Here is a 20,408-nt window from a genome sequence, read left to right as displayed (position 1 = left end):
TATCGGCTCCGAGCTCACCGTCGCCCGGCCTTCAACGGACGGGGATACACGTCGAGGCTCATGTTGACCGCTCCGGGACGGGACCCGTCGGCGGTACCCGTCGCGGGGGTGATGGTCAGGCTGGCGAGTGCGCCGTCCGGAGCGTTGAGCTCCCAGTAGGCGATGCGGTAGGGGCGCTTGTACTTGAGGCGGCTCTCCAGCTTGGGCACGGCGTACTCTCCGAGCTCGTCGGGGAAGTCCGTCGAGTCCCAGGCGCCGTCCCAGGCCGGTGCGCCGAGCACCGAGGACACGGCGTCGCGGTAGAGGGGCCACGCCTCGTCGGCCTCGTTCAGCACCTGGGCGTTGTCCTCAGGGGTGACGGACAACGAGCCCCACACCCAGTGCGACAGACTCTGCACGGGCGCCCAGCTGCCTCCCAGCGCGTTCAGCGTCATCGTGCCCCCGGTCCGCGTGACCACGTTGAGGACGTACTCGAACTGGGTCGGCGTCCAGCCGAACTGGGCGCACCACTCGTCCAACCCCTGGCTGGGCAGCGGCGGGCCGTTCCAGACCGTCTCCCAGTGGACGTCGGTCAGCCCCCGCAGCTCGGTGACGAGTTCCTGCGGGGTGCGGTTCACCGGCGGTTCGAAGGGCGTTCCCATGTCGTGCTCGCTTTCTCGCGTCTCGTACGTCACAGCAGCCAACCGGGGCCGTCGAGGGCCTTCGGGTCGGCCGGCCCGTGGAAGGTGAGAGAGATCGTCCCACCCCCCGAATACCCGCCCTCCCGGTGGTCCAGGGCGAGCACGATCACCGGGGCCAGCGGATTGGGGTAGCTCCACTGGGCCAGCCGGTACGGGGCGCGGAGCTCCCGCCGCTCCTCGGCGTCCCCCCACCGGCCCGGCGCGGGCGGTTCCGGGAAGTCCGGGCTGTCCCAGGCGCCCTCCCAGCCCGGTGCGCCCAACGCGGCGGTCACACGGGCGAGGTGGGCCGCGTAGCGGTCGAGGGCGGTGGCCAGGACCGCCTCACCGTCGGAGGGCGCACCCTCCGCGACCTTCCAGACCGTGTACGACGCCCGGGTCACGGGCCGGCCGAGGCCGGCCCGTGAGGCCAGGTGCAGGCGGCCGCCCCGCCGCGTACGAACCCACAGGCCCGACTGGGACCACAGCGGCTCCCAGCCGAAGCCCGCGCACCACTCGGCGCGCTCGGCCTCACCGTCCGGGACGCCTGGCCACACGGCACGCCAGTCCACCTGCAGGAGCGCGCCCAGCTCGACGGCGAGCTCCTGAGACGGGTGGTCGGTGATGATGCTTGTCATGGCTCAGGTCTTCCTACTGGGACACCCGGCCGTCACCGCCGTCCCGCGGCGGCGGCGGGGTGGGCAGCGTCGGCGGGGCGGGCGGTGTCGGCGTGGCGCGCGGCTCGGGCGCGGGCGCGGGCACACGCGACTGCTGGCGCGCGGGTCCGTTGTCCGGCGTGTTGACCCGGCCCCGTGAGGACAGGGGGTCCTGCTGCGCGGGAACGGCGGGCGCGGGGGCCGGTGCCGGTGCCGGCAGGGGCGGTGCGGGCTGCGGCCGCGGCACGTAGGCCGACGGCGTACCACCGCCGACGAGACGGCCGCCGCTGCTCTGGGCCTGGTCAGCTTCTGCGGCTTGCCGCTCTCGCTTGGCCTCGACTGCCGCGTACTGCTCCGCGAGCTGGTCCTTCTGGACCGTTGCGGTCTGGTAAGCGGTCTTGCGCTGTTCACGCTTGGAGGGCTGGGGGGTGGAAAGCTTGCCTTCCTTCTGCCACCGACCGTCGTTCTTCTTGTTGTCGTAGGTCCGTGCAGCGGCCAGCGTGCCCTTCTTCGCCACCTTCGCCGTGCCGCCGGCGACACGGCCCGTCGCCTTCGCGGCGCCGACCACGGCCCCAGGGGCGTACTGGCCCAGCTTGCCGCCCACCGTGTTCGCCATGTCCCCGACGCCCAGGGAATCCTCTGCCCCAGCGATCTGCGGACTGTAGGCCCCCGACAGCAGCTTCTTCAGCATCATCACGACGGCGACGGTGACCAGCAGCAGCATCAGCAGCTGCATACCGAGGGAGATCCTGGACGGCAGGATCATCTGGTACAGCACGAGCAGCACGGTCAGGACAACGCCGAAGCCGGCTCTGAGAACGAAACTGTGGATGAACGTCTGGAGCCAGCCCTTGAGCAGTTTCTGCTGCGAAGGGTGGATACCCAACGTGGCGATCAGCGGCAGCATGATGATCATGATGAGCGTCACGGCGTGCCACAACAGGGTGAGCGCACTGAGCACCATCACCATGATGGCGACAATCAGCGCGGCGATCAGCGAATAGAAGGCGATCCCGATCCGGTCCCCGGCGTTTCTGCCGGCCCACTGGTCGAAGGTGACCGGGTAGATGTACTGGTCCGCCTTGCTGTTGTTCGATCCCTTACCTCCCGCGATGTCGTAGCGGATGGGGATCCATTCGTCCTCGTACTTCTTGAGGTCCTTGCCGATCTCCTTGTTGGTCCGGGCCTGGGACACCAGCTGGCGAATGCGGAGGTCCTCACAGCGCGCGCTTCCCTTGACGCCCCAATAGCACTTGTCGTCGTGCGACGTCGGGGCGCACACACCGTCCTTGATGCTGCCCTCTTTCTGCCGGAAAATGCAGTCAGTGCCGGCTTCGCCGAACTGACCCAAGGCCCAAGGACGGAACACCAGCGTGTCGTACATGGCGCAGCTGTTGATGCGGACGCCCCGGTTTTCCACCTGCTTGTTTGCCGGCAGGTCGCAGGGGGGCTGTGCGCTTCCGGAGAGTCCGCTGAGAACCGCCTCGCTGAGCGCTGCGTTGGCCTGGGCGATGCCGGAGTCGGCCGTATCGATGAACTTCTCGAAGTTCCCGCCGGTGAGCATGACTACAACGGCGATGGTGGTCAAGGACGCCCAGCCGATGCCCGACCAGGCCTCTCGCATCTGATTCTTGCGCCACTTGCCGAACACCCAGAAGCCAGTGAGAGCGATCATGACGGGAACCGCTGGTACGAATAGGTTGTTCTTGAGCGTCGTCACGACATTGTTGCGGCCCTCGTACAGACCGGCGAGCGGGCTGGGGTTGGAGGCGTACTCCTTGATGGAAATGCCCGCGCGGGTGAGCAGCTTGGTGAGGTCGAACACCGTGTCTGCTATGCCGTTGTTGACGAAGTCCATGATAGAACAGGTGTCCGCGCCGTTGGCGTTCAAATCCAGGAACCCTTCGTCCTGGGAGGCGTCTCCCCGGCCGCGCATGGTCATGGACCAGTTCATGCCACGCATGCCGGCGAGCTCGTACATCGTGTAGTACTCGTAGCCCTGGGGCAGTTCGGCAGCCCCGTCGAACAGACCCGTGGTGTCGTTGAGGGTCTTGGGGCGCGACTTCTCCCACTGTTTGACGGCCGGGAAAACCGACTCGATGTGGCCCGGGTTGTCCATCTGGTAGTTGTCGTCGCCCGTGAAGGAACAGGCGAAGTCAATGGCGCGTGCCGGGCCGGGCACGGCCATGGTCAACGAGAACAGCGCGAACATCAGAAATGCGCCGATCCGCACCGCACGCCCGGCCGCCTTCACCCGTTCGAGGGGCGAGGGGCGGGCGGAGAGATCTCCACGTGGCTTGGCGCTACGGCGCACGGGCAATCAGCTTCCTTCTGGAGTTCCGCATCGGACGAGTGGGGAGGCGGCGGGGTGGGCTACGCGGGGAGGTAGTCCGTCAGGATGCAGCCCGCGACCTTGGCATCGCGCTTCATGTAGCCGCTGGGGATCTCGCTGTTGTATTTGGCGTTGCAGGAGGCGACGAGGAGTCCGGAGGACTTCAGCTCGCGCAGGCCGCCGCCCTCGTTGGGAATGACGGCGAAGTCCGCCCCGACCAAGGCGATCGCATCGCCCTCCTTGCCGGCGTCGGCGTTCGCCTTGAGCGCCTGCTGGAACTTCTTCATGTCGGAGATGGCGACCAGGGCCATGTGCCCCTTCTCGGCATCGCAGTACACCTGTTCCTTCACGCCCGCTTCGGCGCCCTTGGGGACGGCTTCGAACGCCGTGCCGCCGTGCCGCTTCTCCGGCGGGTTCATTTCCAGGTCATTGCACTGGGTGTACTGGTTGACGAAGCGCTCCATCGCGGCGACGTCCTTCGCCTTCGGCAGGCTCTTGCCGCCGCTTCCGGTTTCGGCCTCTCCCTCACCGCCGCAGCCCGTAAGGGCCGCGAGCGCGGTGAGAGCGGCTGCGGCGGTAAGGGTCCTGGACGTGCGCATGGGGTCTCCTGGGATAGGTGGGTGGTGCTGGGCTGAAGGCGCGCCGCTACCGCGAGGCAGCCGGCTCCGCCTCGGCCGGCCGCTCTTCGACGGGGCGCGGGCTGGAACGGCCTGTGGGCTACGAGGGGAGGTGGTCGGTCACGAAGCAACCCTTGACGAGGTCCTCGTTGACCTTGTAGCCGCTGGGGATTTCGGCCCTGAACTTGGCATTGCAGGACATCAGGAAGAGCCCGGCCTGCTTCAGGCCCTTGGCGCCGTCGTCGCTGCCGGATATGACCGCGAAGTCCTGCCCGACGAAATAGCCCGTGTCGAAGTCCGCGTCGCCTTGCAGGGCCTTCTGGTTCGCCTCCTGGAACTTCTTCATGTCGGACAGGAGCAGCAGGGTGGCGTACTTGCCCCGCTCGTCCTTGCAGGTCGCCGTCTCCTTGACGGCGAACGAGGGTTCCTTGAGGCGCTTGTCGGCGTCCTTCCCCATGCGGCCCGCCTCGAGCTCGCGGCAGGTGCCGCCGTTGTTGATCAGCCTTTCGATACCGGCGATGCTCTCCGCCTTCGGCAGGCCCAGGGCTGACAGCGGCCCGCCCTCCCCTTGCCCGCCACAGCCGGTCAGTGCCGTCAGCCCGACGGCCGCGGTCACGGCGGTGAAGGTCTTGGTCAAACGCATGGTCACTCCTGGAGTACGGGGGAAGCGCAAGTGGATGTCTGAGGCGCGCCGCTACCGTGTGGCAGCCGGCTCCGCAGCGGCCGGCCGCTCCTCGCGGGCGGCCTCCTGCATGAAGGTCCAGTCCCACACGCTGAGCGGCGGGTCGATGGACTGGCGGCCCGGGCGGGTGGTGCCGTTGGTGTCCGTGGCGGCGAGGATCTCCTGGAAGACCAGGTCCACCGCGACCGTGCCGACCCGCTTGTCCACGTCCCGCTGCAGGCACACACCCGTCCGCAGTTCCTGGAGGGAGTCGGACACCTTGGTGTCGCTCTCCGGCCGGCCGAGCAGCGGCGCCACCATCGAGGCCTCCTGGGCGGACTTCTGCTTGAAGGCGAAGACGGTGTGGATCTGGTTGGCGCCACCGCTGCGGGCCTCGGAGTCCTCGATCTGGACGAGGTCGATGGCCTGCTGCGTGATCAGCACGATGACCGCCAGGTACGAACGCCCCTGCTTGAGCGCGCGCCGCATCAGGTCGCGGCCGCTCTCGGTCGCGGTGACGACGTACGCCTCGTCGACGAACAGCGCCTTGGGCCTCAGTCCGACCTCGCCCGTCACGGGGTTCTTCTCGTAGCCGACGTCGAGCATCTGGCTGCCCAGCTCCACGACCGCCATCAGCGCGGTCGCGGCCAGCCGCTCGGCCGGGTTCCAGCTGCGCGGGTCGGAGGAGGCCGGGGTCTGGAAACCGCGCAGGGTGATCACCGTGCGGCGCTTGCGCATCGCGGACAGCGTCTGTGGCTTCTCCGCGAAGGCGAGTCGCGCGTACGGCAGGGTACGCAGCTCGGTGAGCAGCATCTGGGCGAGCTTGAGGTCCTTGACGGCCTCGCGGTCCCCGCTCGCCACCGCGTCGTCGTAGGCGCGTACGACCTCGTCGACGACCTGCCACAGCGTCGGCCGGGGCACCTGCCGCTCGGCGTCGCGGGCGCTCAGGCCCTGTTCGGTGGCCTGCCGGATCGCGGAGTTGTACCAGCCGACCACCGTGGCCATCGCCTCGATGACGGGCAGGCGCACCCGCTGGTAGTCCTCGTCCCCGAGGAAACCGCGCAGCATCGTTTCGGCGAGCAGCCGCCCGGAGGGCACGTCGCGCGCGACCACCCACGGGTCGAGCACGCCGGCCTGTCCCTTGAGGAGGTCGACGACCTCGGTCTCGGCCCAGAACTCCGGGTTCACCGGCTGGAAGCGGCTCTGCGGTGTGCCGAGGAGGCCCGCCTCGGCGTCGAGGGGGAAGTCGGGGTCGTTGACCTGGGATCCGAAGGCCAGGTAGTAGCAGAGCTGGGCGAAGTCCGTCTTGGGGTCGATGACCAGGCAGCGCACGCCCGACTCCGACTCCTCGTAGAACTTCTGCAGGGCCAGCGACGACTTGCCACCACCGGACGCGCCGACGATGGCCACGCCACCGCCGTCGTTGCGGGCAGGGCCGACGTGCAGCGAGTAGTGGACCGGGGTCTTGCCGGCCCAGCCGACCAGGTTGCCGACCCAGCCGAGCTGCTTGCCCGACCGGCGCTCGGGGTTGTCGCCCAGCTCGGTGCCGGCCGTGGGCAGCCCGGCGCCGAGCTGCTCGACCTCCTGGAGCCGCAGGTACGGCGCGATCGGCAGCTTGGGCGCGTCACCCGGCAGCTGCGACTGCAGGAGGCGCCACTGCTGGCGGCTCGGGCGCAGCAGGGTGACCTTCAGGTCCTGCTTGAACTGCATCTCCAGGATTCGGCGGCGTCGCTCGAGCTCGGTGAGGTCGGGGGCGGAGATGGTGAAGCGTATCTGCGCCTCCATGCCCGGCATCTTGTGCTCTTCCACGTCGTCGACGAGGTTCTGGGCACGGGTGACCTGGGCGGCGAGCTGGGTGCCGGGGGCACGGCCGGAGTTGGCCATGTCGTTCATCTCGTCGACGAGGTTGCCGCTGATCTTCTTCGCCCGGTCCTGGAACTTCAGGTACGGGATGAGGGTGAACCGCATGTCGATCTCGACCGGGAAGTCGACGTGCTGTGCCGCGTAGCGGGCCCACGCGGTGGACTGCCGGAATCGGGTCTCGGTGGGCCAGCTGGCCGCGACGAGGGTGGTCGTGTAGCTGGTGCGCCGCTCGCCGGTCATCTCGTCGTACTGGTGCAGCACGATGTGCGTCTTGCGGTTCTCCCCGGAGAAGTCGACGACCAGGTCGAACTGGTCGGGGCCCCAGGCCCGGCTGCCGAGCACCGGCTCGGCGGGAATCGGCAGGTCGCCGTGGAGCGGCTTGCGGATCAGCCAGACCAGTTCCTCGCGGCTCAGCGGGCTGCCGCCGAGCCCCTCGAGGCCCTCGTGGATCTCGCGGGCGACCTGGGTCCACCGGGCCAGCAGCTCCGGCGACAGGTACTCGTCGTGCACGCCCGTGGCACCGGCCGCGGCCGCGTCGGCGGCGTCCCGCACCGAGCGCGTGACGCCCGACTCCTCGACCGGGTCGTCCCCGCCGGGGAGCACCCCGTGGTCGTTGCCGGACTTCCGCTTCATCGAACCCAGCTTGACCAGCAGGATGTTGCGCTCGCGCTGCGCGCCGATGCGCTCCTGGTACTCGGCCTTGCGGAAGTTGTACGCCTTGTAGTTCTCCGTCGGCTCCCAGGCAACGGCGTTGAGCTGCTCGGCCCAGTCCTGGGCGGTGATCGGCCGGTACACCTTGCGGTAGTGGCACTCGACGTTGCGGTCGCCGCGGGCGAGGTTGAGCAGCGCGCGGGCCGGGGCCTCGGCCATGGCCTGGAGCTCGACGGCGTTGAGGTACTCGTCGATGGCCGTGGGCAGGACGATGCCGGTCCAGACGGAGTCCCCGTGGACGAAGATCATGTCGTCGGCGTACCGGTAGGGCAGCCGCATCTCCTCGCGCCGCTTGGCCGGGGCCTGGCCGCGGGAGGAGCCGCCGCCCGGCTTCCCCGGACTGCCGGAGCCGCCGTTCTTGGCCCCGGCGTTCTTCTTCGAGGAAGTGGACGCGAGGAGCATGGCGATCAGGAAGAAGGCGACCGCCCCGCCAAAAAAGATCAGCACGAACATGGAGGAGTCATCCTGCGGTCTCGGTGGTTGCGGTCTCGGCGGGTGCGCTCGGTGAGGGCGCGACCGGGGGTGGAGCGGACGCGGCGTACGAGGAGCCGTGCAGGGCCGCCGTCACGAGTGCCGCGTCGTACCGCTTGTGCCAGCGGCTCGCGCCCGGCTGCCAGAGGATGACCTGCCAGTGCAGCTCCTCCGGCTCGCGGTCCGCGGCCAGCCCCTGGAGGCGCTTGGGCTGCATCCAGTAATCGGCCCACACCACCACCTGCTGGCTGAGGGTGAGGGACGAGGGCAGCGGCCGGCCCCAGACGAAGTAGACGGCGACCGGCGGCCCGAGGTACAGGACCGACGTGATGAGCGACAGGCCCAGGAAGGGCAGGAGGGCCGACAGCGTCAGCAGCAGCACGAACCACAGCACGCCGAAACCGAAGGCGGCGCCCAGGGCGGGCAGGAGCAGACCGGGAAGCGGGATGTTGCCCCAGTTCCAGATGCGCTTGGGCCGGTTCAGCAGATCGGTGTGGTCGTAGGCGACCATGGGCGCCGGTGCGTCCGGCGTGTCCTGCGTCATCAGTCGGTCCCCCTCTCTGGTGTGGCTGCGTGCTCCGCGCCGCGATCGCGGGCGGCACGTCTACGGTCGCGGGCCGGGTTCCGTTCCTCACGGCCCGTCCCCGGGATCAGCCCTTGCCGCCGATCTGCTCGCCGAGGCTGATGAGCATTCCGGCAAGGCCCGCGGCGCCACCGATGATGAACGCGGCCAGCGCGATCATGCCGAAGCCCTGGAAGGCCTCGCGCATGCCGTCGCCGCGCTTCATCGACAGCAGCATCCGGATGCCGAGGATGAGGAGGGCGCAGGAGGCCACCGTGAGGCCCAGGCCGGCCAGGATCCCCTGGATCTTGCCGAACATGCCTTCGAGGGTCGTTGCTGCCAGGATCATGGCGTGTCCTTCGTTTGTGAGGGGCGTACGGATGGGTGTCGCGTCGTGCAGGAGGGTCGGTACGCCGCCTTGCGCGATGACGCGTCAGTGGGCCGACGGGGAAGCTGACGGCTTGGGCGATGGGGAGGCGCCGGGGGAGGCCGGGCCGGACGGGGAGGCCGAGGCGGACGGGGCCGGCGGGGCGCTCGCTCCGGAGGCCGGGGTGGCGCTCGGGGAGGCGGTGCCGGGTGTGTCCGCCCGCCCGCCCGTGGGGTCCATGACACCGCCGCGGATGTCCTTGATGAACCAGCCCTGCGCCGTGTTCACCACGGTCACCCGGTACGAGCGCTTCAGGGCCACCTCCGCCTTCGCGTCGTCGGCCCCTCCGCCGCCCCAGAGGACCGTCACCCGTGCCGGGACCGCCTGGCCCTGGCTGTACGTGACCTTCTTGCCGGCTTCGGTGCCCTCGGGCGCCAGCGCCTGGACCTCCTGGACCACCGGTGAGTTCAGCACGCCGGCCAGGCCCGAGACCGCCGCGGGGGTGGCGTCGGGGGTGGTGAAGCGGGTCAGGGCGGTGGTGTCGGACGCGGCCCACGCCTTGAAGTAGCCGGCCAGGACCTGGTCCCTGAGCTGGGTGGAGAGTTCCTGGTCGATGACCTCTTCGCCCTTCTCCAGCGCGGGCGCGGTGTCGCGGATCGGCAGCGGCATCTCGCCGACGTTGCCGACGACCCGCAGCCCGGACGCACCGGCGAGGTCCTTGACGTACACCGGTACGGAGAGGGTCGTGGTGCGGCCGCCGGTGTAGGTGACCTGGATGTTGAGGTACCGGCCGTTCTTCCCGTACTCGGGGAGCTCTTCGACGGTCCCGTCCCAGTTCGCCTGCTTGACCTGCTGCTTGCCCTTCCCGTTCCAGCCGCAGTCACGGTCGACGCCGGCCGAGATGTAGCGGGAGAGGGATTCGCGGCGCTTGTCGGTGTTCTCCGGCGAGTACGTCATGCAGAGGGACGCGTACTCCTCGGCGAAGACCGCCGCCGACTGGACCGGGAAGTCGGTGAGGCGGTAGCGGCTCAGGTCCTGCCCGTCCAGGGCGGCGGGCTTCACGGAGACGGATGACCTGCCGATGACCAGGCCGGTGACACCGCACGACCCGAGTGCGAAGGCACAGGCGGTGATCATCAGGGTCGCGCGCAGGGCGACGTGCGTGCTCCTGCCGTTCGAGGGCAGCCGACCGCCGGGGCGGGGCACCTCGAACCGGGCTTCCGGCCCCTTGGCGCCGCTACGGCCGGGCGCGGTCACGGCGGCGGACGGGTCCGCGGCGGCAGCGGGTGCGGCGGACGGGGCCGCGGCGGCAGCGGGTGCGGAGGCAGCGGCCGGCATCCCGGGGACGGAAGCCTTGCCGCCCCCCTTGCGGCTCTCGCGTGCGGCCTTCTTGCTCTCGTACTCGGCCTTGCGGGCCGCCTTCTTGCGTTCGTACTCGGCCTTGCGCTCGGCCTTCGCCTGCTCCCGCTTGTCCCTCTTCGACTCGGCGGCGGGCCGGTCCGCGCGCGGCGGCAGGCTCGGTACGGCCGCCTGACCCGGCGGAACGTTGGACTGCGGGGCCACGCGCACCCACGCGGCGGCCACCTGGCTGCGGGCCGCCTCGGCGGAGAGCTGGGGCACGGCCGGGGAGTCGTACGGACCCGGCGCCTGCTGTGCGGGGTGCCCGGCGGGCCGGTCCTCGCCGATCCCGTCCGCAGAACTGCTGTGGTCCGTCATCGAGTCGGCTCTCTCCCCGCGTGTGATCCCCGTCCGCCGGTCGGGCGTGCGGCGGGCCCTGGCGAGACCAGGTGCGGACGGCAGTGTGGCAAATCGAGCTGACATTCCCCTCTCGCTTTTCCTCGCGGGGAGAGGTGAGGAAAAAATAAGGAATCCCTGTGAGGAAAACCGAGGGGCGACGGCGCGGCCACCCGCCCACGACTCCGTCACAATGCCGGGTTGTGCCCCAGTCGCGGGTGCGGAGCCGTCCCCGACCTCCCGAAGGACGAGAGTTGAGCGAGCAGAAGCTTCACCCGTGGCAGGACGCGGGCACCGCCCCCGAGGCCCCCGAACCGCCGTTGGTGGAGGCCGGGCACGCCTGGATCTCCGGCTACGAGCCGGGAAACCCCTGGCAGTCGAAGCTCTGCCTGCGCACCCCGCACGGCACGGTCGCGTACCCCCTCACGCCGCACACCATGCCGGACCTCCTGGAGGGCCTGGTGGTGGTCGCGCAGGAGCAGCAGGGGGTGACGGGGGCGGACGTCCTGTACGACTCCGAGGCCGACGAGCCCGAGGACGACGCGGAGCCTCAAGAGACGGCTGAGGCCCCGAGCATCCACAACGGCCGCGCGGCACGCCTGACCGGCTGGGCCGTGGTCCACGAGCTGTGGGAGCGCGAGGACCCGAAGGTCCGCCTCATCATGGGCGCGACCGTGGTGGCCGTGTTCGTGCTGGGGATCTTGCTGTCCTGACCGGATACGGTCAAACCCACCACGGACGAAGGAGACCAGCATGCTGACGGAGACGACCGGCCGGACGCCGCAGGACCTCACGGCCGAGTTGACGGCCGTGGCGGCCGTCAACGACTGGCCCTCGGTCTGGGCGGGCCCGCCGCAGGGCGGGACGGCGGAGTTCTACGCATGGTGCGAGCGCTACGGCTGGGAGCCTCAGACGACCGAGCGCAGCCTCTGGGTCCGCACGCGCAGCGGAGGAGACTGGACGCTGTTCCCGGTGTTGGGCGGCGACTGGAGCCCCCTCGCGAGCCTCAGACACCAGGGATGGCACGTCACCGCAGGCTCCGGGAAGGAGAACCCGGACGTACACACGGCAGCGGCGGAAGTGTGGTCCACCTACCTCAAGGCCGCCGAGGCCGCCTTGGGTGCCCCGACCTGGTCCGGGCAGTGGGACGCCCCCGACTTCCCCGAGCCTCCCCATCCCGCCTACTGGCGCGACCGGGAGGAACGGGCGCTGAGCCGCAACCCGTTCCGGTTCGCTTACTGGGCGCCGGAGGCGGCTGTCCCCGGGCAGCCCTGCATCACCCTGAGCCAGTCGGTGTCGTTCCAGGCCTGGACCACGGACGGCGGCCCCGGTGGCTCGGCCATCTCCGTGGACGTCTACGCACCGCTCGAGTTCCTCGCAGGTGATCGATGAGCCCAGTCGCACCGCTCACGCGGGAAGAGATCGAGCTCGCGCAGCGACTCGAGGCCAAGCACAAGGCCGGGGAACCGCGCTCGCGAGCGGACGCGCGCAAGATCGTCGCCAAGATGTTCGCGGACCGGCAGGCGGCCCATGACCGGCAGAGGGAGCTTGCCCTGCGGGAAGGCATCGAGCCTGCGGGCGAGAACGAACTCCCGGACCTGATGTCCTTCATCCGGAGCGTCGCCAAGGAGGAGGAGGTCACCCGCCCTGACCGGGGCGATGACCGGGCGCTCTGGTCCTGGCAGTCTCAGCCGGCGGGCATGGACCGGGAGATAAAGCACCGGTTCCTGGCCCAGGCGTGTGGCGAAACACGTGGGTACCAGGTTCTGGAGGACACTCCGGCAGCAGGCCGGATGGACGGGTACTACCTGGGCAACAGCTTCATGGCCGAGGTGCTCACGTCGGACTACGGCGTGAGCGAAGCGGACTTGCGGAAGACCACTGCCGAGATCTGGCCCCGCGTCTCGGATCGTTACGTCGCGGCGGCCAAAGGCCAGGTCCTGGTCTTCGCGGCCGAGATCGGCGAAGGCTCCGTCCTGGGTGCGACGGAGCTGAAGCGGGTCCTCGGACCGGAGGGAGTCGGCAAGGAGAACGTGGACTTCCTGGTCGACTTCCCCCACCAGGGGCACCTGCCGGCGGACATCCGCGACCTCATGGTGGACCCGGCTGTACGGTGCCAGCTGCGGAGGGAGGACCACGCACAGGGAGAAGACAAGTCCCCCGCCTCCTTCGCCGGCAAGCTGGCCGCCATCGACGTCCCCGAGCACTTGAAGCGGGCGCACGCCGCGGCGGTCGCGAAGCTGAACGCGGTGGAGAGCTACGCCGAACTGGCCCCGCCCCAGGCGGAGATCACTGAACCCGAGCTCACCGCGCCGGAGCCCCGACAGCCAGGGGGCCGCCTCACGTTCCAGGATCCCGAGCTCACCGAACCCGCGCCGGACCAGCCGGCGTCGGCGCCCACGGCGCCCGCCCCGCCCACGCCCCATGTACCCGTGCCCGGCGCCTCGTTCCTGCACGGGGCGACCCTCCCCCGCACCCTCGTCGTACCGCCCCGTCCCGCCCCGGCCGTCGCGAGCACGCACGGCGTGATGAACCCGGCGGTCGAGGCCGCCCCGAAGGCCCCGGAGACCGACCTGTGACCGGCCCCGCAGACGTACCCGCGCCCGGCGAGGAGGTCGAGCTCTTCTTCCCGGACGTCTTCGCGTTCGTCAGCGAGTTCCTCGCCCCCACCGTCCGCCGCCGCCTGAACGGCTCCTCCGCCACCTGGTGCCCCCGCTGGTGGGAGCACCCCGAAGCCGGCGCACGCCTCTCCGCGCTCTGGCTCGCCTGGGAACAGCTGCGCCTGGAGCCCACCCTCGGCCTGTCGACGTGGTGGCTGCACCACGCCGACCCGCACCTGAGGGTGCTGATGGACACGGACCTCGGCCCGTTCGCGGCCTGCTCCCCCAAGGTGGGCGGGCACACGCCGTACCCCTTCGACCCCCTCCCGCTGGAGGAGTACGACCCCGAGGCCCAGCCCTTGTAAGGAACCGGTGAGGAGGCACGGCGCGATCCTCACCGTTTCCCCACGTCCGTCAACGACCCTTTGGCCGGCCCCTTTTCCTCACAGCGAACCCTTCACTTTCCTCGGATTTCCCCGCGAGGAAAACCCGCGCTCCCCTGGCCGTCCCGCCACCTACGGTGTCTCGGCGACCTGACTGAGGGAGGGCCGGGACGGTGGACTCACCCGCCGAGAACAAGCGAAGTGCGGTACTGGCGCTGGCACTACTGGGTGTCCTGCTGGTCGGCAGCCTCGTCGTGCTCACCGTCTTCAGCGGCGAGGACGAACCCGCGGCCGACGCCAAGCCCAAGGCGTCCGCCACACGAGGCACGGGCGCGGCCACCGGCACGGGCGCCGGTCCCGCGGCCGGAGCGGCCGCGCCGCAGTCCGGGTCGGCCGCCGGAGTACCCCCCATCGTCCAGCCTGCCGACCTCGCGGAGGCCCACCGCGCGATGGCCGACTACATGGCGGGCCTCAACACCTTCAAGTACACCGACAACGCGGCCTCCTGGGCGCCCCGTCTGCTGGCCCTCACCGACGGCGGCGAGACGATGAAGAAGCTGACCGTGCTGCCGGTCGACAAGGCCTGGGCCGTCTGCCAGCAGAGCAAGTGCTCTTCCGCGGGGCAGGCCTTCGTACGCCGTGACGCGCTGATCGCCGACGAGCTCACGCGCGGCAGCGGCCAGGCGATCTCCAGCGTGGTGGAAGTGACCGCGACCCGCTCCAGCGACGGTCGCAAGACCGAGACCGAGACCAACACCTGGCTGGTGAGCGCCCGCAAGAGCGGCGGCAAGTGGCAGGTGAACGGCTTCGACATCTACGGCCTGGGCAACGTGGGCGCGCCCGAGCCCAAGGGAGGGTGAGGCACCCGTGGTGGCTCCTGCCGTACTGGCGGCGGCGTCAAAGGCGGCCAAGGTGGCGAAGGCCGCCAAGAGCGCGGCCCAGGTCGCTTCGGGACAGGGCGGCAAAGGCGGAGGCGGGAAGAAGAGCAACCTCAAGTGGGTGTTGATCATCGCCGGCGTCGGCTCGATGCCGACCCTCGGCATCGTCTTCCTCGTCATGCTCCTGATCATGGCCCTCGTGGGCGGCCTCGGCGGCGGCGCCGCCCAGGCGGCCTGCGGCAACTACGGGGAGAACGCGGGAGCGGGCAACACGGGCGACAAGGCCGCGACGAACCCGATCATGCCCGCGGGCAAGATGTACATGCCGAGCGACACCGCCCGCGACGAGATACCCCCGAAGATGATCCTCGCCTCGATGCGGGCGGCCGCGCGCTACGACGGCCTCGACTGGACGATCATCGCCGGGCAGATGTACCAGGAGACGAGGTACGGCCAGGACAAGTCCGCGGCGCCCGGCGGCGACAACGGCTTCGGCTACAAGGGCCTGCTGCAGTTCGGTGACTGGGCCTGGGGCCAGTATGGCGAGGACGGCAACGGCGACGGCCAGAAGGACCGCTACAGCATCGACGACTTGGCCTTCGCCGCGGCCAACTACATGCACGCCCTGAAGGCGGAGACCAACGCCTGGGACGCGCTGCTCGGCTACTCCGGCTCGCTCAAGACCAACACCGTCTACCCCCGCGTGGTCCTCACCCAGGCCGCCCGCTACCGCGGCACCCTCACCAGCGACAAGGACCTCATCAACCGCTGGTACGCGCACTTGAAGGCCACCGTCGAGAAGAATCCTTCCTTCCCGGTCCTGGGCAAGACCTCGGACATCCCCGAGCCCGTCGGCAACGACGCCCAGCCGAGCGAGGCGCTGAGCATCCGCTCCAAGGGCCCCCGCAGCTGGTCCACCCCGCCCCTCGCCGGAGGCGGGCAGGGCGGCACGACGACGGCCATGGCACCGATGGGCTTCTCCCGTCCGCTCGCGGCCCCGTTCCGCCCGGACGACCCGCCCGCGACGACCAGCGGCAAGGACTGGCAGTGGCCGATGAAGGAGGGCTCGTACAAGCCCGGCACCAAGTACCACCAGGAGGGCCCGCACTGGAGCCTCGGCTACCACACCGGGGTCGACCTGGAAGCGCCCACCGGCACCCCGATCCACGCCCCGGCCGACGGCAAGGTCGTGAAGGTCGCCAGCGGCGGCGCGTACGGCAATCAGACGCGTCTGGAGCACGCCAACGGCGTCATCACCCTGTACGCCCACCAGAGCAGCATCTCCGTGAAGATGGGCGACACCGTCAAGCGCGGTGACCAGATCGGCAAGGTCGGCGAAACGGGCAACGTGACCGGCGCGCACCTCCACTGGGAGGTGCTGATGCCGGGCGTAGACGACCCCTTCCGCAGTGGCCAGGACAACGGCCCGGGCCAGATCGACCCGGCGGCATGGCTGGCGGGCAAGATCACGGCCAGCCCGGACTACGGCGGCGTTCCCGGAGGCAGCGGCAACGGCAAGGACGCCGACTACCGCAGCTGCGCCGAGAACGGCAAGGGCACGGCCGTCCCGCCGGACGGCGCCGGCTCGACCGGACCCCTGCCCGACGTCGACGACACGGTCGTCCGCGCGGCGCTCGGCTGGGCCCAGCGCGGCATCGGCAAGCCCTACAAGTGGGGCGCCCCCCGCCTCCAGGGTGACCACCCGACGTCCTTCGACTGCTCCAGCTTCACGCAGTGGATGTACTACCAAGCCAGCGGCGGCAAGATCAACCTCGGTTACACCACCTACGACCAGCAGCCCAACCTCGCGAAGTACAAGGTCGACCTGAGCCAGTCCAAGCCGGGGGACGTGATCTTCTTCCAGCCCAGCGGCCCGAATCGCTCCGAGCACGTCGGCATCGTCTGGGATGCCGCCAAGCACACCATCCTGCACGCCCCGCGGCCGGGCAAGAACGTCGAGTTCAGCAACTGGGAGTGGCAGGGCGAGATCACGGGCGTCTACCGGGTGCCCACGGCCGGGAGCTTCCCCTAGACCAGCGGCGCGCACAGCGCCCCGGACCACCGACCGAACGAGATGCCGACGTCCACCCCGGGCCCGGCGGAAGGAACGCCCTGACCATGGCCCCCGAACCACAGAAGAAGCCGCGCGCCGAAGACGACTGGACGATCGAGATCGTCCTCCTCGTCGTCGGCGTCCTGGCCCTCCTGTCCGCCGCCTGGCTCGCGGCCCGCCTCGGCGCGGCGTTCACCGAACAGCCGGAGCCCCCGGGCAACCCCTTCTCCTTCGCCATCGCCCTGGCCAAGGGCGACTACTCCTGGCCGGGCGGCGCGGCCAGCGCCATCGCCGCCGCCGAAGCGCTGCTGCTCGCGGGCCTCGTCACGGCCGGGTACCGGATACACCGGCGGCTGCGCGACAAGCCCGACGTGGACCGGGCCGCCAAGCACATGACGGACGGTGCGGAGCTCGGCAAGCTCACCATGAAGGGGGCTGCCGCGACCGCGGCCCGCCTCGGCGTACAGGCCGAAGTGCCCGGCGTCTTCATCGGCCGGTCGGTGAAGGGCCGGCAGCCGCTGTTCGGCTCCTTCGAGGACATGCACGTCGACATCTGGGGCCCGCGTACCGGCAAGACGACCCGGCGCGCCATCCCGGCGATCCTGTCCGCCCCGGGGGCGGTGCTCGTCACCTCCAACAAGCGCGACATCGTCGACGGCACGCGCGGACCTCGCCAGGCCCACGGGCAGGTGTGGGTCTTCGACCCGCAGCAGGTGGCCCAGGAGCCGCCGGCCTGGTGGTGGAACCCCCTCTCGTACGTCACCGACGTGGCCAAGGCCCGCAAGCTGGCCGACCACTTCGCCTCGGGCTCGCGCGACGCCGACGCCTCCACCGACGCGTTCTTCGATCCGGCCGGCCAGGACCTCCTCGCCAACCTGCTGCTCGCGGCGGCGACCGCCAAGACCCCCATCACCCAGATCTACACCTGGCTGTCCAACCCGAAGGACGACACCCCCGAGCGCATCCTGCGCGGCGCCGGGCACGTCATGCCCGCCGACTCCCTGAACGGCGTGATCACGGCTCCCGACAAGCAGCGCAGCGGCATCTACGGCGTCGCCCAGCAGATGGCGTCCTGCCTGATCAACCCCGAGGTCAACAAGTGGGTGACCCCGCTCGGCCCGACCGACGACCGCCCCGAGTTCGATCCCCGCGAGTTCGTCCGCACCCGCTCGACGCTCTACTCGCTTTCCCGCGAGGGCAGTGACTCCGCGGGGCCGCTGGTGACGGCCCTGACCGTGGCCGTCGTCGAGGCGGCCGAGGAGTACGCCACCACCCAGCGCGGCGGCCGGCTCTCGCTCCCGATGGTCGGCGTTCTGGACGAGGCGGCGAACGTCTGCCGCTGGCGCGCGCTGCCCGACCTCTACTCGCACTACGGCTCGCGCGGCATCGTCCTGATGACCATCCTCCAGTCCTGGGCCCAAGGCGTCGAGGTGTGGGGGGACCGCGGCATGGAGAAGCTCTGGTCCGCCGCGAACATCCGGGTCTACGGCGGCGGTGTCTCCGACACCCGCTTCCTCGGCGACCTCTCGGAGCTCGCGGGCGAGTACGAGCTCCGCGAGTACTCCGCGACGCGGGAGTCCGAGTTCGGCGGCTGGTCCGGCAACCGCACGGTGAACGAGTCGGTCCGCCGCGAGCGCGTCCTGCAGGTCTCCGACCTGGGCTCGATGCCCCCCGGCCGGGCCCTCGTCCTGGCCTCGGGCACCAAACCGGTCCTGGTGGAGACGATCCCCTGGTGGGAAGGCCCATACGCCCGCGAGGTCAAGGCCTCCCTGTCCATGTACGACCCCGGCGCCGCCTGAGCACCGCCCGATGCCCTCCCGACGGTCCCGCCGCCGCCCTGTTGCCATGGCCACAGGGTCACCCGGATGCCGATGCCGGCTGCGGCCCTCCCGTACCACGCCGATCCTGATGACATGACGTCCAGCGGACCGCAGGTCATCGTGTACGCGCCCGACGACCGGGGGCTGCGCGAGGTCGGCGTCGCAGGGAAGACCGTGGGTCGGGCATGGTCACCCCGGGACCTCCGGCGCGTGTTGCGGCGAGCGGGGGTGCCGGCGGACATCGACCTCGGCCATCCCGGACAGGTCCGATGGCGGGCCGACCTGGACCTGTGGCCGGACCGTCCCTGGTGGAGGCGCATCCAAGTCTGTCTCATGATCCTCGGACTCTTGGTATCCGCCGTCGTGCTCTTCCGGGTGGGGCTGACGGACACCCTCAGAGCACTGACCTTCGGCGGGCGGGTCATGGGTGTGGTGTTCCTGGCCGGCGCGCTGGTAGAGACGGTCGCGGCTGCGGCGGTCTTCGACTACTGGGGCAAGCGCGCCACCCGGTATGCGGGGCAATGCGTCCTGCTGGGGGTCGTCATCGTGGCCGTGACCAGTCTGATGTTCCTGATCCTGCAGTGGGAGGGCGGCTATCACGCCGGGTTGTTCTGGCTCTGGGTCTCCCTGGTGGTGTGGTCCGTCTGGGCACTGTGGGAAGTGAGCCGGCACAAGGTCTGGCGGGGGATCCCCCACCCGAAGAGCTTCGCGACCGGAGTCGCCCTGTCAGCGCTCATCGGTTCCGCGAGCGTGGCGTACTCCGCCATGTACACCCCGTACGTCGCCCCGCCCGAGGTCCCTTTCATGGTCTCCTTCGGGAAACCGACCCTGAACGCCGCCCGCACCAGCCTGTACGTACCGGCGCACCTCACGTTCCGCAACGAGGGTTCCATCAGCATCTTCGTCGTCGGAACGCAGTGGGCGGCCACGATCTGGCCGAGCGCCTTCCGTGAGAAGGGCACCGGGCTGACGAGATGGCGGGACGAACTGGGCGACGGCTGGGACACCCACCGGCACGAGGACTACAACGCCCCGGCCCGCCTGCTCGCGGCAGGACAGATCACCTCCGCGGGAAGCCGCCTCGACCCCGGTGACGACTTCTCGAAGGAGGCCGTCATCGAAGTGCCGCTGAAGGAATCCGGTCAGGGTCGCGTCCAGCTGGCCGCGACGATCTCGTTCATCCGGGCCGACCGCTGCAAGCTCGCCAACAGCTACCCGCAGTCAATCGAGTACTCGTGGGACGTGGACTCCGCCGATCGAAAGCACGTCTGGGACGCCCCACCCTGGCTCGCGAGCCCCGGCGATGACTTCTTTCGCTACCGCTCGAGGATCTATCGCAGCAGCGCGATCATGAACATGACGCAGGCTCCCGACTGGGCGGCCATGTGGTGGGTCATCCCGAAATGGCGCGAGGGTGAACTCTTCGCTCGGGGAGACACCATCCCCTACATGCAGGTCCACATCGCCCGCGACCCGGACAGCCGCGAAGTACTCAGCGAGGACGAGCAGGAGCCCTACGGAATGAAGACCAGGTCGACGTCGGTCGACCAACCGATTGCCCTGCTCCGCCGGGTCGCCGAAAAGCAGTAGGCACCGCCGGTTCAGGCACATCGGCCCACGAGAACGTCACGCGAGGCCGGACTGTCAGAGCCCCGCCGCACTCGATGTCTTGATGGGGGGCCCGAGCGGCTGGGTGTCCGTAGCGGGAGGCCGGCCGACTGCCGCCGCATCGGCAGGGCCTTGGCGGCAGCGGCCTCGGCGCTCCCCGCCCCCAACGCTCCGCGCACGAACCGCACAGCGTGGCCGCCGCCGTCCAGCGTCTGGCGCCTGCACCGCCTCGTCGGCAGACCGCATCCTGCAGCCGACGGCGAACGTGAAAACGCCGCACTCGGGGGTGAATCAATATCTGTCACCGCGACCGAAGAATTTAACGGACCCCGCGGGGAGGGTTTCTACCGCCGCACGGCAGGCAGAAATATTCAACGCACACAATCCGCCGGAGCGTGCTAGTGTCGATCTCGGTTGCAGTTTTGGTACCCAAGAA

17 protein-coding genes are annotated in these 20,408 nt (G+C 70.0%); 8 read left to right on the top strand and 9 right to left on the bottom strand.

The window, feature by feature from the left end; all coding sequences use genetic code 11:
* Positions 1-14 precede the first annotated feature (14 nt).
* From ACFY7H_RS05125 to ACFY7H_RS05085, 9 genes are all read right to left on the bottom strand, one after another.
* Complete coding sequence (locus ACFY7H_RS05125; protein WP_388933241.1) at positions 15-641, bottom strand: hypothetical protein; 627 nt, start codon at positions 639-641, stop codon at positions 15-17.
* A 29-nt stretch (positions 642-670) separates the two neighbouring features.
* Positions 671-1,294 (bottom strand): hypothetical protein, encoded by a 624-nt coding sequence (locus ACFY7H_RS05120; RefSeq protein ID WP_388933238.1) that lies wholly within the window; start codon positions 1,292-1,294, stop codon positions 671-673.
* A 13-nt stretch (positions 1,295-1,307) separates the two neighbouring features.
* Positions 1,308-3,626, bottom strand: a complete 2,319-nt coding sequence (locus ACFY7H_RS05115; RefSeq protein ID WP_388933235.1) for a hypothetical protein — start codon at positions 3,624-3,626, stop codon at positions 1,308-1,310.
* A gap of 59 nt (positions 3,627-3,685) precedes the next feature.
* On the bottom strand, positions 3,686-4,243 hold the full coding sequence (locus ACFY7H_RS05110; protein WP_388933232.1) for a hypothetical protein: 558 nt from the start codon (positions 4,241-4,243) through the stop codon (positions 3,686-3,688).
* 118 nt (positions 4,244-4,361) lie between these two features.
* Entirely contained in the window at positions 4,362-4,904 is a 543-nt protein-coding gene (locus ACFY7H_RS05105; RefSeq protein WP_388933229.1) for a hypothetical protein, read from the bottom strand.
* A gap of 51 nt (positions 4,905-4,955) precedes the next feature.
* Positions 4,956-7,949: an ATP-binding protein gene (locus tag ACFY7H_RS05100; protein ID WP_388933226.1), complete on the bottom strand. Its 2,994-nt coding sequence runs from the start codon at positions 7,947-7,949 to the stop codon at positions 4,956-4,958.
* Between the two features lie 7 nt (positions 7,950-7,956).
* Positions 7,957-8,511, bottom strand: coding sequence for a hypothetical protein (locus ACFY7H_RS05095; protein WP_388933223.1), 555 nt, complete (start codon positions 8,509-8,511; stop codon positions 7,957-7,959).
* 106 nt (positions 8,512-8,617) lie between these two features.
* Positions 8,618-8,878 carry a hypothetical protein gene (locus tag ACFY7H_RS05090; protein WP_388933220.1) on the bottom strand — a complete coding sequence of 87 codons (261 nt, stop codon included), beginning with the start codon at positions 8,876-8,878 and terminating at the stop codon, positions 8,618-8,620.
* Between the two features lie 84 nt (positions 8,879-8,962).
* A complete protein-coding gene (locus ACFY7H_RS05085; RefSeq protein ID WP_388933217.1) occupies positions 8,963-10,612 on the bottom strand; it encodes a conjugal transfer protein in 1,650 nt (549 codons plus the stop codon).
* A 272-nt stretch (positions 10,613-10,884) separates the two neighbouring features.
* Between ACFY7H_RS05085 and ACFY7H_RS05080 the strand changes: the two genes are divergently transcribed.
* The 8 genes from ACFY7H_RS05080 to ACFY7H_RS05045 all read left to right on the top strand — a co-directional run bounded on the left by ACFY7H_RS05080 (position 10,885) and on the right by ACFY7H_RS05045 (position 19,954).
* Positions 10,885-11,343: a hypothetical protein gene (locus tag ACFY7H_RS05080; RefSeq protein ID WP_388933214.1), complete on the top strand. Its 459-nt coding sequence runs from the start codon at positions 10,885-10,887 to the stop codon at positions 11,341-11,343.
* A 40-nt stretch (positions 11,344-11,383) separates the two neighbouring features.
* Positions 11,384-12,022, top strand: coding sequence for a hypothetical protein (locus tag ACFY7H_RS05075; protein WP_388933211.1), 639 nt, complete (start codon positions 11,384-11,386; stop codon positions 12,020-12,022).
* Positions 12,019-13,209 (top strand): hypothetical protein, encoded by a 1,191-nt coding sequence (locus tag ACFY7H_RS05070; protein ID WP_388933208.1) that lies wholly within the window; start codon positions 12,019-12,021, stop codon positions 13,207-13,209. The genes ACFY7H_RS05075 and ACFY7H_RS05070 overlap by 4 nt, the downstream gene beginning before the upstream one ends.
* Positions 13,206-13,595, top strand: coding sequence for a DUF4913 domain-containing protein (locus tag ACFY7H_RS05065; protein WP_388933205.1), 390 nt, complete (start codon positions 13,206-13,208; stop codon positions 13,593-13,595). Before ACFY7H_RS05070 ends, ACFY7H_RS05065 begins: the two co-directional genes overlap by 4 nt.
* A 191-nt stretch (positions 13,596-13,786) precedes the next feature.
* Positions 13,787-14,473: a hypothetical protein gene (locus ACFY7H_RS05060; RefSeq protein WP_388933202.1), complete on the top strand. Its 687-nt coding sequence runs from the start codon at positions 13,787-13,789 to the stop codon at positions 14,471-14,473.
* A 7-nt stretch (positions 14,474-14,480) separates the two neighbouring features.
* Positions 14,481-16,523 carry a peptidoglycan DD-metalloendopeptidase family protein gene (locus ACFY7H_RS05055; protein ID WP_388933199.1) on the top strand — a complete coding sequence of 681 codons (2,043 nt, stop codon included), beginning with the start codon at positions 14,481-14,483 and terminating at the stop codon, positions 16,521-16,523.
* An 86-nt stretch (positions 16,524-16,609) separates the two neighbouring features.
* The gene (locus tag ACFY7H_RS05050; protein WP_388933196.1) at positions 16,610-18,343 is read left to right on the top strand and encodes a type IV secretory system conjugative DNA transfer family protein; all 1,734 of its coding nucleotides are present in this window, start codon (positions 16,610-16,612) and stop codon (positions 18,341-18,343) included.
* Positions 18,344-18,457: 114 nt separating this feature from the next.
* Positions 18,458-19,954, top strand: a complete 1,497-nt coding sequence (locus ACFY7H_RS05045) for a hypothetical protein (protein ID WP_388933193.1) — start codon at positions 18,458-18,460, stop codon at positions 19,952-19,954.
* Positions 19,955-20,408: the final 454 nt, after the last annotated feature.

The sequence above is a fragment of the Streptomyces sp. NPDC012794 genome, assembly GCF_042901085.1.
In the GTDB taxonomy this organism is placed as follows: Bacteria; Actinomycetota; Actinomycetes; order Streptomycetales; family Streptomycetaceae; genus Streptomyces.
This window is presented reverse-complemented; position numbering and strand designations above follow the sequence as displayed.

Excerpts from the sequence above, each read along its gene's own strand:
- ACFY7H_RS05095 (WP_388933223.1), bottom strand. The coding sequence starts at position 8,511 with ATGACGCAGGACACGCCGGACGCACCGGCGCCCATGGTCGCCTACGAC.
- ACFY7H_RS05110 (WP_388933232.1), bottom strand. The coding sequence starts at position 4,243 with ATGCGCACGTCCAGGACCCTTACCGCCGCAGCCGCTCTCACCGCGCTC.
- ACFY7H_RS05085 (WP_388933217.1), bottom strand. The coding sequence starts at position 10,612 with ATGACGGACCACAGCAGTTCTGCGGACGGGATCGGCGAGGACCGGCCC.
- ACFY7H_RS05105 (WP_388933229.1), bottom strand. The coding sequence starts at position 4,904 with ATGCGTTTGACCAAGACCTTCACCGCCGTGACCGCGGCCGTCGGGCTG.
- ACFY7H_RS05120 (WP_388933238.1), bottom strand. The coding sequence starts at position 1,294 with ATGACAAGCATCATCACCGACCACCCGTCTCAGGAGCTCGCCGTCGAG.
- ACFY7H_RS05075 (WP_388933211.1), top strand. The coding sequence starts at position 11,384 with ATGCTGACGGAGACGACCGGCCGGACGCCGCAGGACCTCACGGCCGAG.
- ACFY7H_RS05100 (WP_388933226.1), bottom strand. The coding sequence starts at position 7,949 with ATGTTCGTGCTGATCTTTTTTGGCGGGGCGGTCGCCTTCTTCCTGATC.
- ACFY7H_RS05050 (WP_388933196.1), top strand. The coding sequence starts at position 16,610 with ATGGCCCCCGAACCACAGAAGAAGCCGCGCGCCGAAGACGACTGGACG.
- ACFY7H_RS05070 (WP_388933208.1), top strand. The coding sequence starts at position 12,019 with ATGAGCCCAGTCGCACCGCTCACGCGGGAAGAGATCGAGCTCGCGCAG.
- ACFY7H_RS05090 (WP_388933220.1), bottom strand. The coding sequence starts at position 8,878 with ATGATCCTGGCAGCAACGACCCTCGAAGGCATGTTCGGCAAGATCCAG.
- ACFY7H_RS05125 (WP_388933241.1), bottom strand. The coding sequence starts at position 641 with ATGGGAACGCCCTTCGAACCGCCGGTGAACCGCACCCCGCAGGAACTC.
- ACFY7H_RS05045 (WP_388933193.1), top strand. The coding sequence starts at position 18,458 with ATGACGTCCAGCGGACCGCAGGTCATCGTGTACGCGCCCGACGACCGG.